Source organism: Vagococcus lutrae (assembly GCF_023299185.1).
Classification (GTDB): Bacteria; Bacillota; Bacilli; order Lactobacillales; family Vagococcaceae; genus Vagococcus_A; species Vagococcus_A lutrae.
On sequence record NZ_CP097017.1, the window covers coordinates 1,987,748 to 2,003,186 of the forward strand.

Genomic DNA, 15,439 nt, shown 5'->3' on the forward strand with positions numbered 1-15,439 from the left:
CTATAATAGATAAATTGAAGGAGGTCTATCAAAATGAGTCAATTAACGACAGAAGAAGTCGCTTTGGAAGTGTTATTAACAGAAGCGAATAAGATAAAAAACTTAATCAGTAACCAGCAAAATCATATGTGTATTGCTCAGTGCAAAGCCTTTGAAGAAGTGGTAGATACACAAATGTATGGCTTTAGCCGTCAAGTTGATTTCGCTGTAAAAATAGGCGTGATTTCATATGAAGAAGGACAGCAGCGATTGTTAGATTTAGAGCGAGAATTGAATCGCGTTTATATGGATGTTTACGAAGAAAGTAAACAACATCGCGAACGATAGAAAGGTTGAAAATGGTGAGAAAAAAGAAGCAACGTAAAAGTATGTATATTGACTATGGTATTTTAATACCGTATTTATTTTTATCTATTATAGGAATCATCATGGTTTATAGTGCAACGTCCTATAATTTAGTGATGGCAGGACTTCCAGAATCAAGTGCAGCTGTAAAGCAAGGAATCTTTTTTGTAATAGGCTTAGTATTAGTTGGTCTCATTTATAAAATGAAAACGAGTTTCTTGAAAAATAAAAAACTAATCATGACGGCGGTTGTTAGCATCAGTTTATTATTAGTTTTAACATTAATCTTTGCAGAAGAAGTAAAAGGAGCACGTGCCTGGCTATCAATCGGACCGATACAAATTCAGCCCGCTGAATTTTTAAAAATTATTTTAATCTGGTTTTTAGCCGATGTCATGTCGACTAAACAACAACAAATTGTATCGAACTTTTACGAGGCGATGAAGCGTCCTTTAATGATCGTTGGTATGTTAATCTTTTTAGTTTTGATACAGCCCGATACAGGTGGGGCAGCTATTTTAGTTTTGATGGTCAGCATTATGTTATTAGCTAGTGGGATAAGTTACTGGTATGGCATATTATTTGCTGGTGGAGGCATTGCATTAAGCTCACTTGTGATTGAAGCGATTGTTTTAAGTAAAGGGAAAATATTCCCTAAAAAAATGCAGTACGTTTATAAACGATTTGAAACGTTTCGTAATCCGTTTGGAGATGCGTATGGAGATGGTCACCAGATGATTAATTCTTACTACGCGATGTTTAACGGTGGATTGTTTGGATTGGGATTAGGTAATAGTATTCAAAAGAAAGGCTTTTTACCTGAAGCTCAAAATGACTTTATTTTTTCTATCGTGGTGGAAGAGTTAGGCGTGATAGCAGCGATTTTTATTTTATTAGTCTTACTCTTTTTGATTTTGCGTATCATGATGATTGGGATAAAATCTAACGATACTTTTAATTCTTTAATCTGCATAGGATTCGCAGGTTTATTGTTAATTCAAACTTTTGTTAACGTTGGAGGTATCACAGGGATTATTCCGTTGACGGGTGTGACGTTTCCTTTTGTGAGTCAAGGAGGATCCAGTTTATTAACACTTTCAATCGGTATCGGCTTTGTTTTAAATATTCGAGCAGATGAATTAAAGCAACGTCGAGAGCGACAAGAACAAGTAGTGGTGCCAATGCACCGTTAGTAATTAGAGAGGTGAGCGAATAATGAAGAAAATGTTAGTGGCTAATCGTGGAGAGATTGCAATTCGAGTCTTTCGTGCGTGTACGGAGTTAAATATTCCAACTGTTGGTATTTATGCGGCAGAAGATGAAAATTCGATTCATCGTTTTAAAGCAGATGAAGCGTATCTCGTTGGTAAAGGAAAGAAACCTATCGATGCGTATTTAGACATTGAAGACATTATTCGAGTAGCGAAACAAGCTGGGGCAGATGCGATTCATCCCGGCTATGGTTTCTTATCGGAAAATATCACATTTGCTAAACGATGTCAGGAAGAAGGGATTACGTTTGTCGGACCTTCAATTCATCATTTAGATATTTTTGGAGATAAAATTAAGGCGAAGACGGCTGCTTTAAAAGCAGGAGTCGCCTCTATACCTGGGTCTGAGGGACCTGTTTTAGATGTAGAAGAAGTCGTTCAATTTGGTGCAGAACATGGCTACCCAATCATGATAAAAGCCGCTCTTGGTGGTGGGGGACGTGGCATGCGTGTAGCACGTAATGAGCAAGAAGCTCGAGAAGGGTATTCACGCGCTAAAAGTGAAGCAAAAGCCGCATTTGGTAGCGATGAGGTGTATGTTGAAAAATACATTGAGAATCCACTCCATATAGAAGTACAGATTTTAGGGGATACGCATGGTAATATTGTTCATTTATTTGAACGTGATTGCTCTGTCCAACGCCGTCATCAAAAAGTGGTTGAAGTTGCCCCATCTGTTTCGCTAACTGAGGAGAAACGTGAAGAGATTTGTCAAAGTGCCGTAAAATTGATGAAACATGTTGGCTACATTAATGCCGGTACCGTCGAGTTTTTAGTGTCAGGTGACGCTTTTTATTTTATTGAAGTAAATCCGCGCGTCCAAGTGGAGCACACGATTACGGAATTAGTTACCGATATTGATATTGTGACGACTCAAATACAGATTGCTCAGGGAAAAGATTTACATGAAGAGATTCATATTCCTAAGCAAGAAGCGATTCAGCTTAGAGGAGCTGCCATTCAATGTCGTATTACGACAGAAGACCCAGCCAATAACTTTTTGCCAGATACAGGAACGATACATACTTATCGTTCACCTGGTGGTTTAGGTATCCGTTTGGATGTTGGGAATGCTTATGCTGGTGCACAGGTGACACCTTACTTTGATTCTTTATTAGTGAAGGTCTGTACGCATGGCCCGACCTTTGAAAACACTATTCAAAAAATGAATCGCGCGTTAAAAGAGTTTCGGATTCGTGGTGTTAAAACGAATATTCCATTTCTATTTAATGTCATTAATCATCCGGCTTTTCAAAGTGGACACGCTACGACTACCTTCATCGATCAAACGCCAGAGCTGTTTACTTTCCCAGGTCTGCGAGATAGAGGGAATAAGCTTCTTCAGTATATCGGGGATGTGACAGTCAACGGTTTTCCAGGAATAACGAAAATAGAAAAACCATATTTTGAAAAACCAAGGATGCCTAAAAAGATTGAAAGATTGCCAGAATTTACAACAGCTAAACAAGTTTTAGACGAACAAAACGCGGCAGGTGTAGTCAGTTGGATTAAAGAACAAGACAGTGTTTTATTAACTGACACGACCATGCGCGATGCGCATCAAAGTTTATTAGCGACTCGCGTGCGAACAAAAGATTTAGTACGGATTGCAGCTGCGACTGAAGCCGCTATCCCTCAACTGTTTTCAAGTGAAGTTTGGGGAGGCGCGACCTTTGACGTTTCATACCGATTCTTAAATGAAGATCCTTGGGAACGTTTAGAAAAAATCCGTAACACAATGCCAAATACACTGTTACAAATGTTGTTAAGAGGCGCTAATGGTGTTGGCTATCAAAACTATCCAGATAATGCGATTGAAGCATTTATCCGTCAATCAGCTAAAAAAGGGATTGATGTTTTCCGTATTTTCGATAGTTTAAACTGGCTGCCACAAATGGAAAAAAGTATCGAAGTAGTTCGTGATACAGGAAAAATAGCGGAAGCGGCTATTTGTTATACAGGAGATATTCTTGATGAAACGCGTCCGAAGTACAACGTGCAGTATTATGTTGATATGGCTAAAGAACTTGAAAAAATGGGAGCTCATATCATTGGGATTAAAGACATGGCTGGTTTATTAAAACCGCAAGCAGCGTATCGTTTAATTAGCGAGCTAAAAGCGGCGACGGACTTACCTATACACTTGCATACGCATGATACAAGTGGCAATGGCATTATTACTTACTCAGCGGCCACGAAAGCAGGAGTCGATATTGTTGATGTTGCGACAAGTGCGATGAGTAGCTCCACGAGTCAACCTAGCATGAGTAGTTTATACTATGCGCTACAAGCAGGTGAACGCACGCCGGATTTACAAATTGATAACGTCCAAAAAATCAATCATTATTGGGAGGACGTACGTCGCTACTATGCACCGTTTGAAAATGGGATTAGTGCGCCACAGACAGAAGTTTACACACATGAAATGCCTGGTGGACAGTATTCCAACTTACAACAACAAGCCAAAGCAGTCGGCTTAGCGGACAAATGGGAAGAGATTAAAGAAACTTACACGCTTGTTAATAATTTGTTCGGTGATATTGTAAAAGTTACACCTTCTTCTAAAGTTGTAGGAGATATGGCCCTTTTCATGGTTCAAAATGAACTGACTGAAGCCGATTTATACGAACGTGGCGACACGATAAGTTTCCCAGAATCAGTAGTGAGCTTTTTCCGTGGTGATTTAGGACAGCCTGTCGGTGGATTCCCTAAAGAACTTCAACAGATTATTCTCAAAGGAGAACAGCCGTTTAATGTGCGACCGGGTAGCTTGGCTGAACCAATTCGTTTCAAAGAAACTGCTGATTATTTAGCTGAGCAAATTGGTTATCAACCATCTGAAGAAGAGGTCTTAAGTTATATTATGTACCCGCAAGTGTTTTTAGATTACCGTGCTAGTCATCAACGATTTGGTGACGTGACAGTTTTAGACACGCCGACTTTCTTTTACGGTATGCGAAAAGATGAAACGGTTCGAGTGGAACTGGAAGCAGGAAAATTGTTAAATATTCGATTGGATCAAATTGGTGAACCTAATATTGAAGGTGTACGCACGTTGTACTTTACTTTTAATGGACAGCGTCGAGAATTGCATGTGAAAGATGCTCAAGTGAAATCACAAGTCGTATTAAAACAAAAGGCAGAGCCGACGAAAAAAGAACATGTTGGCGCGACGATGTCTGGTTCGGTGTTAAATGTCTGTGTAGCAGTAGGTGATCGTGTCAAACGTGGAGACACATTATTAGTGACGGAAGCGATGAAAATGGAAACAGCTATTCAAGCGGCGTTTGACGGAGTGGTGACAGCGTTGCATGTAAAAGATGGCGAACCGATTCAGTCTGGTGATTTATTATTAGAATTAGCGGAAAAATAAGAGGAGAGATGATATGAAGCGTTTAACGCATTTTTTACTCGTCTTACTCTTGTTGGTAATCGTTGCTTATACAAAGCCGATTGTTTTTCAAAGTGAAATAAAGGATAAAACTGAACGACCGACGACTCCGGTTGTTCAGTCTCATCAAAAGTTCGTGCAAGGAAAGCTACCTGCATCGGGAATGGCTAATTATATAGGGGTTTCAACACAGGAACTGATTAAGCAGTACGGCGAACCGAAAACAATGCACCGTCAAAACGATACAGACCAGTGGTGGTTTTATGGTGAAACGCATCGTGATTATTTTCAAGTTTATGTGAGAAATAATCAGGTGGAATCGATTTTTGTTTTAGGAGATGAATTGGGGCTAGCTCCGTTTGAAATCGGGCAATCTTTAAATGAAGTATCTGAAATTTCTACGATTTATTCTAATTTTAGTTTTGTTTTTAATAATCAAACTTATGTTATGGAACTCAGTGAAAAAGATATGAATTATCAACCTCTAATGGCATTTGATAATAATGTTTTTGTTATTCTACATATGAGTAAAGAAACAGGAGAAGTCGTAGGCTTGCGTTACTTATCGCAACAAATGCTTTTAGAACTTCAACCATATCAACTATTAGAAGGGAATTTAGTAATTCGTCCAGCCGAGCAAACAAGTACACCTGAATCGGACGAGCAAAATCGACAACAACTTTTAGCGATTATTAATATTGTTCGCAGTCGTTTAAATCTGGCACCATTAAGCCGCGTGCAAGAAGCAGATGAGGTTGCGGAACGGTTGTTAAAAGAGTTTATTGAGCGACCAGAATCCTACCTAGAAGATTCACGGCTAGAAGATAAACAAATAGCCCAACAGTTTGATACGTATGACCATGCCTTTTATTTAAAAAAAGAAGAGTTACAACAGTTATTTAAAAAAGAGTCATTAGAAGAAACAACAGGTGTCTTGTATAGCCCGACTCATGACATTCCCTATATGGTCATGAACTGGTATAGTGACTTACTCCATTTATTACCGATTAACCGTTCAGAAAAAGCGTTTGTTGGCATAGATTTTGAAGAAGATACAATATTATTGTTATTAATGAATCATGAAATGAGAAAGACTTCAGAAACCTTGACGAATGAAAAGGATGAGCGATAAAATGATTTATACAGATGAATTATTAGCTATTGAAGATACGATTGATTTGTTGTGTCATAACATAATAGAGAGTGACGTAGTTAAAAACTATGTTGTGACAAAAGTAGCGTTGCTTAAAAATGCTGAAACACAGCAAAAGGTTACCGCCTTTGAGCAAGCGAAACGTTCTTTTGAACGAGTGGAGCCGTACGGGAATCACGCACCAGATTATACAGAAAAACGTCGAGCTTTAAGAAAGCAAAAGCGATTGTTAGATACCGATGAAAGAATTATGCGCTTTCGCGTGGCGGAAAGAGAATTGCAAGAAGTGTTAGACTACATTAGTTATGATATAGCACAAAGTATCTCACCTGATATTAAGGTGGATGCGGGTAATCCCTTTTTTGAATTTGCTACGCGAGGATGTGGAGGGAGTTGTCATATTGGATAAAGAAATCACACGTTCCTCTTTATTTGAAGAAGTACCGCGCCGCGGCGTGATTGTATGGGTCTATACATTAAGACCTATTAGACAATTGAAAAAGTTTGGCGTCATTCAACATGTGTCGCGTAAACAAAAATATGTGTACTTGTATATGAATGAATGGGATATTGAAAAAAATATTGAACGATTAGAAAAATTGCACTTTATACGTTCAGTGGAACAATCCTATCGTCCAGACATTCCAGTTACTTTCCAAAGTGTGAGTGAAATGTTTGCACAGTAGTATCTGATTGTAAAAGTCATAAACAAAAATTCATCAAGTCGCATGATACTTGATGAATTTTTTTACTAAAAATAAAAGGAGAACAAGATGCGAGTAGTAGCGGGAGAACATGGTGGTCGTAAGCTAAAATCTTTGCCGGGAGATAATACACGCCCTACATCTGATAAAGTGAAAGGGGCTATTTTTAACCGAATTGGGCCTTATTTTAATGGGGGAACTATTTTAGATTTATATGGCGGTAGTGGTAATTTAGCAATAGAAGCTTTATCGCGAGGCTGTGACCATGCGGTATGTGTAGACCGTCATTATAAAGCAATTATGATTATCAAAGAAAATGCAGCCTTATTAAAGCTAGAGAAACGCATGACCATTTTAAAATCGCATGCGCATCAAGCGATGACGCAATTAAGTGAGCAATCATATGAATTTGATTATGTATTTCTTGATCCCCCTTACGCAGAGGAAACGATTGAGAAAGATATTCGACAATTACTCGCATTGGAGTTATTAACACCAAATGCACAAATTATTTGTGAAACGGATAAACAGGTGATGTTACCGGAACGAATTGAAGAGATGGTTGTATCCAAAGATGTGATTTATGGCCAAACTAAAATAACTTATTATGAAAGAGAGCAGAAACAATGACAGAAAAGATAGCCTTATTTCCTGGAAGTTTTGACCCTTTTACGTTAGGACATTTGAACACGGTGACACGTGCTGCGAAGATGTTTGACAAAGTTATTGTAGCGATTGTCACAAATACGAGTAAACGACCATTATTCACGGCGAAAGAAAAAAAACGATTAGTTGCGGCTTCTATTGCACATTTAGATAATGTCGAAGTCATTTTGCATGAAGAAGGATTAACCGTTCATATTGCAGAAAAGCTAGGGGCTGAGGTGCTCATTAGAGGGATTCGTAATATTACCGACTATGAATATGAAAAAAATATTGCTCATATGAATGCACGCTTAGCACCTAATATTGAAACGCTATTCTTATTGGCAGACCCAGCCTATGCTAATATTAGTTCGAGCGTGATTAAAGAAATCGCTAAATTTGAAGGGGATGTTTCTCCGTTTGTTCCGCAATCTGTTAATGAAGCTTTAGAAAATAAATATCGCGATCGACATATCGGTTGTTAAAAAGGAAGTGTCTGCATGAAAACACAACGCCTGTCTACCCAGTCTAAACTTTTCATTAGTCTCTTTGTTGTAGCCGTGTTGTTTGTAAGCAGTATGTTAATTCCCATCCCTTTTTATATTGAACAGCCGGGAAGTGCACAGGACGTTCAAAACGCGATTAGTGTGGATGGTCAAAAAAATACCGCTCCAGGTGCTTATTTGATGACAACGGTTAGTGTCCAAGAAGCGACACCTGCAACATATTTATTAGCAAAAGTGATGCCTTATCGAACATTAGTTAGTAAGAAAGAATATTTAGGGGAACTGACGGATGAAGAAGATGATGCTCTAGGCAACCTTGAAATGTTAGAATCGGAGTATCTTGCTAAAAAAGTGGCATTAAACCTTGCGAAAATTCCTTACAAAGAGACATTTACAGGTATTAATGTAATGGGGATTTTACCCGAATCTGATTTTTACAATAAACTTAAAATTGGCGATCAGATTTTAAAAGTCGATGGTCAAAATTTTAACGATTTAAAAGAACTAATGGCTTATTTAAGTGAACGCAAAGAAAAAGACACGGTGACATTAAGTATTAAGAGACAGCAAGAAGAGCAAGAAGTCAGTGGTACTTTAGTAAAGATGAACGAGAGTCATCAAGTTGGAATTGGTATTAGTTTAACAGAAGCGAGTCAGATTGAATTGGACCGCAATATTCAATTTGATTTGGAAGATGTGGGAGGACCGTCGGCTGGGTTAGTCTTTACATTAGAACTTTACGAACTTTTGACGAAAGAATCATTCCGTGAAGGGAAAAAAATAGCCGGAACGGGAACGATAGCGTCTGATGGAAAAGTGGGAATGATTGGCGGAGTTGATAAAAAAGTGGTCGCTGCTGACCGTGCCGGAGCGGAAATTTTCTTTGTGCCGAGTGAGGATTTTTCAAAAGAAGCGAAAGAGAAAAATCCAGACTTGAAAAACAATGCAGAAATCGCACAAGAAACGGCGAAAGAATTAAAGACTAAGATGAAAATTGTGCCTGTTGCCAATGTTAAAGAAGCACTCGCTTACTTGAAAAAATAAAAGGAGGATAAGAGATGGTAGAAAGTGAAAAAGATTTACATCATACGCCTAAAATAATAGGACGGATTCAAGCCATCTTTTATCAAAATCCTACTAATTTTTATAAAGTGATGTTGATTGAAGTGGAAGAAAGCGAGCCGTCAATTGATGAATTAGAAATGGTTGTAACAGGAAATTTTGGCGATATGATGGAAGGAGAAAGCTACCAGTTTTCTGGACAGTTTGTCACACATCCTAAGTATGGCCGTCAATTCCAAGTGGAACGTTATGAACAGGTAAAACCAACCAGTGCTAATGGTTTAATTGACTATTTATCTGGGGATAACTTTCCCGGAATTGGAAAAAAAACAGCTGAAAAATTAGTAGATTATTTTGGCGAAGAAACAATTGATGTCATTATGAATGATACTGAAAGATTAGACGCGTTAGATTTTTTAAATAAAAAACGAAAAGATACGATTATATCGGGAGTTAAAAGTAATTACGGGTCAGAAAAAATCCTTATTCAACTGAATGAATGGGGATTTGGTAGTCAATTAGCCATGACTATCTTTCAAAAGTATCAGGAACAAACATTAACCCTCTTAGAAGAGAATCCTTATCGCTTGATTGAAGATATTGAAGGGATTGCGTTTAAAAAAGCTGATAAGTTAGCAGAACAATTAAATATTGCCGCGAATTCACCAGAGCGTTTTCAAGCGGCTATTTTAACAGAACTGCTGTCGTATTCATTAAGTGAAGGACACACGTATATTGAAGCGCAAGTATTATTAGAGAAAGTCGTAACACTGTTAGAATCATCCCGACGTTATCCGGTGGAGCTTGGTGATGTAGCCGATCAAATCATTGCTTTGATTGATTTAGGAAAAATGCAGCAAGAAGGAACAAAGCTTTTTCATAACAGTTTATTCTATGCAGAATGGGGCGTTTCACATGCCATTCATCGCTTACTCAAACGTAAACAATCAATTGATTATGATGAAGCAACTATTTTAGCATCCATTAAGCAAATGGAGACGGAATTAGGCATTGCTTATGGCCCTTCGCAAAAGACAGCTTTGATTGAAGGCGTTCAGTCTTCTTTCTTTATCTTGACAGGTGGCCCTGGTACAGGGAAAACGACGGTTATTAATGGCCTCGTCCGATTATTCTCAGAGCTTAATGAGCTTTCTTTAGATATCAATGATTATCATAATGAGGTCTTTCCTATCTTATTAGCAGCGCCGACTGGTCGGGCAGCAAAGCGAATGAGTGAAACGACTGGATTACCGGCGAAGACGATACATCGTTTGCTAGGATTAACCGGACAAGAAATGCATCCAGAAGAAATTGCAAATGAATTAGAAGGTAGTTTGCTGATTTTAGATGAAATGTCGATGGTCGATACGTGGTTGGCAAATGCACTATTTAAAGCGATACCTACCAATATGCAAGTGATTATAGTTGGAGATAAAGACCAGCTGCCGTCTGTTGGGCCCGGTCAGGTTTTACACGATTTGCTATCGATTCCCATGCTACCTCAATGTGAGTTAACAGATATTTATCGACAAGAAGATGGTTCGTCAATTATTGCTTTAGCACATGCGATTAAAGAAGGGACGTTGCCTAGTGATTTTACTCGTAATCAAAAAGACCGTTCTTTTATTGCAGGCAACACGTATCAAATAGAAGAAATGATTCGTCAAATTGTGGTCAAAGCTGCAGAAAAAGGTTTTACAGCTTCCGATATACAAGTTTTAGCACCGATGTATCGCGGACCAGCTGGCATTGACCGATTGAATAAAATGTTACAAGAAGTGTTAAATCCTAATGAAAGTGGTCGTCGTAAAGAAGTAACGTGGTTTGAAACTGTTTATCGAATTGGTGATAAGGTTCTTCAACTGGTTAATGTTCCAGAAAATCAAGTTTACAATGGCGATATTGGAGAAATTACTGGTATTATCTTAGCAAAAGAGCATGAAGATAAAGTGGATGTCTTGGTAGTCGATTTTGATGGAATAGAAGTGGAATATCCACGTAATCAGTGGCAGCAACTCACACTTGCCTATTGCTGTTCTATTCATAAGTCACAAGGGAGTGAATACCCGCTTGTGATTTTGCCAATGGTTAATGGTTATTATCGAATGTTACAGCGTAATTTATTGTATACGGCGATTACGCGTAGTCAAGAGCGTTTGATTTTATTGGGCGAACTGGAAGCTTATGAAACAGCTGTCAAGCATGAAGGTGCTAATCGTCAAACTGCTTTGAAAGAACGGATTATGGCAGAAACATTTCCGAGTACAACGTCACTTGATAGGCAATCTCAAGTAGAAAGTATTCCTAAAGAAGAAATAGCTCAAGAACAACTTGAAACGCAAGCGTCATTTATCTTAACAAAAGAGTTAATTCTTTCTGGTGCCGTTGACCCTATGATTGGAATGGAAGGTATTACACCGTTTGATTACATTTAAATGTGCTTTTTATGCTATAATATAAAAAAAAGTGGAGGTTAGGCGCATGAGTAAGAAAATAATAGGAATCGTATGGATGATTTGCCTGTTAGTCATGACCGGTTGTAGCAATAACCCCTCGAAATTGATCCTAACACAAGTCTATGATAATGACACTTTGCAAACACAAGCTTATTATGAACTCGAGCATGAAAAATTAACTATTGAAAAAGAGTATACCTTGTCACGAACACTTCAAGAGAAACCAACAGACTTAGAAATGGTCGAAAATAAAGAAACAGTTCAGCATTATTTAGCAAATGAATTTCCTAATCAAGAGGTTTCAGATGACTTATTTCAAACGTTTACTCGAGAAATTAATCATGTGAAGATGAAATCTAACAAAAAAGGATTTGAGCTAAAAGGAAAAGACTATCAAAAAATGTTTACGTATATTGAGGGAACAAAAAACCGTGTAGCTGATGAAGAAGGTATTGAGTATAGTATAGAAAGAGAATAAAAAACGCGTGATAAAAATCACGCGTTTTTTTTATAGCCAAAATAGCTGCTGTACTGAGTGCAAAGTAACGTCAATCGGTTGAGGGGTTAAAACTTCGCCATCCATTTGACCGTATTGTCTAGTCGGTGACTGGATACGTAGTTTTTTTCCTTTGAAATGTTTGACATGTGGAGACTGTAAGTGTGTCGCATTTAATAATTGTCCGGCTAATTTTATTATTTTATGTAAAGGTAATTTTTCTAATAAGACTAGCTCGATGTCATCAGAGTCGACGGATGCCTCTGGTGCAATCCGAATCCCTCCACCGAAGAAAGGGTGATTGGTACTCGTCATGAGATATGTGTTTTCATAATGATAAGTCGTTTCATCCATTGTAAAGGTCACGGGAAATCCTTCTTGTTTGAGTAAGACGTGAAAAGCAGAGGACAAGTAAATAAATGAACCGAGTTTTAACTTGTTTAACCATTTTTTAGATTTTGATTGATTGGCTTTAGCGACAATCGCTGCATCTAAACCAATACCTAAATTGTTTGCAATTAATGCTCGTCCATTCGTCTGATGATCTGTACAAGCCAAAACTTGTTTAAAGCGAGGGGCTTGTATGCTAAGTAAATGTTCAAGAGCTTCTTCTGGTTGTCGAGATAAACCGACACCTCGAGCAAAGTCATTACCAGATCCGCATGGCAAATAAGCAACAGGAATATCCGTAAATGCTTGTAATGCATTTACGACTTCATGTAACGTGCCATCTCCACCTAAAACGGTTAATAAAGGAAAAGGTCTTTGACTATCTTCAGACCATTTTTTTAAATGATTGTTCGCCAACATATGAGTAAGGGTAATAGCATGACCCGGAAATTCTGTATAGTAAGTCGAATAATGGATATTTTTTTGATTTAATAAAGTGATAATTTCTTTACTTTTCTGCTTGGCGGCGCCACTTGCAGCTTGTTGATTAATAATAAGATGTAAATGTAGCATGCACTTAGTACTCTCCTTCCACAGAAGTTTATTATACCAAATAATGAACGTGAGAGGAAAGAATACTCGACTTTATTCTTCAATAAGTGTTGGAATTGCTTGTACTAATTGTTTCACTCGGTCAAGCGCCAAATATTCTGGGTGGGTGACTATATAAAATGATTGACGCCACTCTCCGTGTTCTAAGTATATCGGTGCTAACTCATTACGCTCAAGCTCATCTTTCACCGCCATTTGATAGAAAAAGCCTATTCCTTGTTTGGCTTTGATTAAATTTTTGGCCAAGTGGATATTACCGATAGTAGTGCGATGCTTAAACTGTTGTAAGTTAAATGATTCTTCTTTTAAGAAATTTGAAAGCGTATCTAACATACCCGCTCCATTTTCTCGCAATAATAAATGCTCATTTATTAAATCTTCTAAACTCACTGTTTGATGGGCGAAAGGATGGTCGGGATGACATACAAGGACAACGGGATGATGTAAAAAAGGTTGTACGTAATAATTTTTTGGTTCAAATGGACCGGAAATAAACGCTAAATCAATCTCATGTTGATCCAGCATCTGTAATAAATTATTCGTGTGGTCGACGATGAGAGAGGGGGAAGGAATTTGGATTTTTGTTTTTAGTGAAGTGAGCTGTGGTAAAAGGTAAAATTCACCAATTGTTTTGCTTGCCCCAATGGTTAAGTTGGCTTCTTCTTTTTGCTCTAATTGTTCAACAATCACATTAATTTCAGATTGTAATTTTAATAAATGTGATAAAAGTAACTTACCTTTATTGGTCAACGTTAAAACGCGGTCTTGATATTGAACTAATTGAACACCGTGAAGTTCTTCTAGATATTGTATATGTTTTGTCACAGCAGGTTGCGTCATATTGAGCTTTTTTGCTGTTTTTGTATAATTTAAACATTCGGCTAATGCCATAAATGTGTGATAACGATAATCCAACATACCTTGAGTTCCTCCTATTTATCCGTACAGTTTGATCACTTTTTCTCAAACTATAACGCTTCGTAATTGTAGTATAACACTTTGTTATTTTCAAAACAATCCAGCAAAGTGTATAATAAGTTTGTGATTGAGAAAAGATTCACTAATTCGACAATCACAAACAAAAAAAAGAGGAGGAACATGCAATGAGTCGCAACAATTTTAGTTGGAAACAACCAGCGATTGGTGCAGGATTAATGATAATTGCCATTATTTTTGCTATTTATTTAAGTGGATTGAAATCAGTCTTACCTGTACAACTATTCTCTGGTTTGTTGTTTGGTTTTGTGCTCACTCGTTCACGTTTCGGTTTTGCCGGAGGAATTAAACGAATTTATGTGAGAGGAGAAGGGAGTTTAACGAAAGCATTATTATTAATGTTGACGGTCACAATGCTAGTATTTCTAGGAATTCAATGGTTTGCTAGTCAAAATGGTGCCGTACCAGCTTTCGTTGCCGAAGAAGGTCAAGCTTTCATCCCAGGAACACAAAATGTCTTTTTCACTAATTTAGGAACCGTTTTAGGAGGCTTTTTATTCGGTATGGGAATGATTTTCTCAGGCGGATGTGCTTCAGGAACTTTAGCGGATATGGGTGAAGGAGAAGGCCGAGCTTTACTAACATTTATCTTTTTCGTTCTAGGTGCAGCGCCAGGGGAATGGGCTAGATACACATTAGACGAATCAGCTCTTGGTCAAATTGGATTTAGAGCATACTTGCCAGACTACTTCGGATTTTTCGGAGCGTTTGCAGTGTCGATGTTAGGTGTAGTATTCTTATATTGGTTAACTGTTCGCTATGAAGCGAAACGTAAACAAGAAGGTACTTACATGGATCCTTTAGGTGATTGGGAAGACTTTGAAAAACCATTAGAGTCTAAAGAGGCCTATGGATTCTTCAGTTATGAGACTTACCATAAATTATTTATTGAACGTTTGACATTTAAGACAGGTGGCTTGTTAGTGGCTTTTGCTTCTGTCTTTGTTTTAGTCACAACTGAAAAAGCATGGGGCGTAACCAGTGCTTTCTCTAAATTAAATGTGGCGCTTTTAAAACCACTAGGCATTTCATTTTCATCTCCTGCTTTTGCTAAAATTGTAGCAGATGTGGATGCAGGCTTAATGCTTGATGGTGGTACAATTCGTAATATTGGATTAGTTTTAGGATCATTGATTGCCTTTTTATTAGCTGGTCGTTTTTCATTCAAGTTCTCAATGTCAGCTAAAGACGCTGCTTACTTTGCAGCAGGTGGTTTATTAATGGGATTCGGTGCTCGCTTTGCTAAAGGTTGTAACGCTGGAGCGTTATACTCTGCGATGAGTACTTTCTCAGTATCTGGATGGGTCTTCTTAGTTGCTATGTGCTTAGGCGGTATAGCAAGTTTGAAAATATTTGCAGGAAAAATGAGTTTAATACCAAAAGCTAGAAATTAAAAAAATAGGGAGGATTTT

14 protein-coding genes are annotated in these 15,439 nt (G+C 37.9%); 12 read left to right on the plus strand and 2 right to left on the minus strand.

Annotation, left to right across the window (positions count from 1 at the left end; genetic code table 11):
* Positions 1–33: 33 nt before the first annotated feature.
* From M2919_RS09550 to M2919_RS09600, 11 genes are all read left to right on the plus strand, one after another.
* Positions 34–327 carry an Fpa/YlaN family protein gene (locus tag M2919_RS09550; protein ID WP_023606464.1) on the plus strand — a complete coding sequence of 98 codons (294 nt, stop codon included), beginning with the start codon at positions 34–36 and terminating at the stop codon, positions 325–327.
* A gap of 11 nt (positions 328–338) precedes the next feature.
* On the plus strand, positions 339–1,538 hold the full coding sequence (locus M2919_RS09555; RefSeq protein ID WP_202585017.1) for an FtsW/RodA/SpoVE family cell cycle protein: 1,200 nt from the start codon (positions 339–341) through the stop codon (positions 1,536–1,538).
* Between the two features lie 22 nt (positions 1,539–1,560).
* Positions 1,561–4,989: a pyruvate carboxylase gene (locus M2919_RS09560; RefSeq protein WP_248848766.1), complete on the plus strand. Its 3,429-nt coding sequence runs from the start codon at positions 1,561–1,563 to the stop codon at positions 4,987–4,989.
* Between the two features lie 13 nt (positions 4,990–5,002).
* Positions 5,003–6,139, plus strand: coding sequence for a CAP-associated domain-containing protein (locus M2919_RS09565; RefSeq protein ID WP_248848767.1), 1,137 nt, complete (start codon positions 5,003–5,005; stop codon positions 6,137–6,139).
* Between the two features lies 1 nt (position 6,140).
* On the plus strand, positions 6,141–6,569 hold the full coding sequence (locus M2919_RS09570; RefSeq protein ID WP_023606468.1) for a YlbF/YmcA family competence regulator: 429 nt from the start codon (positions 6,141–6,143) through the stop codon (positions 6,567–6,569).
* Positions 6,562–6,846: a YlbG family protein gene (locus tag M2919_RS09575; protein WP_023606469.1), complete on the plus strand. Its 285-nt coding sequence runs from the start codon at positions 6,562–6,564 to the stop codon at positions 6,844–6,846. The genes M2919_RS09570 and M2919_RS09575 overlap by 8 nt, the downstream gene beginning before the upstream one ends.
* 87 nt (positions 6,847–6,933) lie before the next feature.
* The gene (gene rsmD / locus M2919_RS09580) at positions 6,934–7,494 is read left to right on the plus strand and encodes a 16S rRNA (guanine(966)-N(2))-methyltransferase RsmD (RefSeq protein WP_126760649.1); all 561 of its coding nucleotides are present in this window, start codon (positions 6,934–6,936) and stop codon (positions 7,492–7,494) included.
* Positions 7,491–7,994, plus strand: coding sequence for a pantetheine-phosphate adenylyltransferase (gene coaD / locus M2919_RS09585; protein WP_126760648.1), 504 nt, complete (start codon positions 7,491–7,493; stop codon positions 7,992–7,994). The genes rsmD and coaD overlap by 4 nt, the downstream gene beginning before the upstream one ends.
* Before the next feature lie 15 nt (positions 7,995–8,009).
* Entirely contained in the window at positions 8,010–9,059 is a 1,050-nt protein-coding gene (locus M2919_RS09590) for a SepM family pheromone-processing serine protease (protein ID WP_248848768.1), read from the plus strand.
* A gap of 14 nt (positions 9,060–9,073) precedes the next feature.
* Positions 9,074–11,512 carry an SF1B family DNA helicase RecD2 gene (gene recD2 / locus M2919_RS09595; protein WP_248848769.1) on the plus strand — a complete coding sequence of 813 codons (2,439 nt, stop codon included), beginning with the start codon at positions 9,074–9,076 and terminating at the stop codon, positions 11,510–11,512.
* Between the two features lie 46 nt (positions 11,513–11,558).
* Entirely contained in the window at positions 11,559–12,011 is a 453-nt protein-coding gene (locus M2919_RS09600) for a hypothetical protein (protein ID WP_248848770.1), read from the plus strand.
* A gap of 30 nt (positions 12,012–12,041) precedes the next feature.
* On the opposite strand, the gene M2919_RS09605 is transcribed toward M2919_RS09600, so the two are convergent.
* Positions 12,042–12,992: a diacylglycerol/lipid kinase family protein gene (locus tag M2919_RS09605; protein WP_248848771.1), complete on the minus strand. Its 951-nt coding sequence runs from the start codon at positions 12,990–12,992 to the stop codon at positions 12,042–12,044.
* 72 nt (positions 12,993–13,064) lie between these two features.
* Positions 13,065–13,949, minus strand: a complete 885-nt coding sequence (locus M2919_RS09610; RefSeq protein ID WP_126760644.1) for a LysR family transcriptional regulator — start codon at positions 13,947–13,949, stop codon at positions 13,065–13,067.
* Positions 13,950–14,134: 185 nt separating this feature from the next.
* Between M2919_RS09610 and M2919_RS09615 the strand changes: the two genes are divergently transcribed.
* Entirely contained in the window at positions 14,135–15,421 is a 1,287-nt protein-coding gene (locus M2919_RS09615; RefSeq protein WP_126760643.1) for a YeeE/YedE family protein, read from the plus strand.
* Positions 15,422–15,439 lie beyond the last annotated feature (18 nt).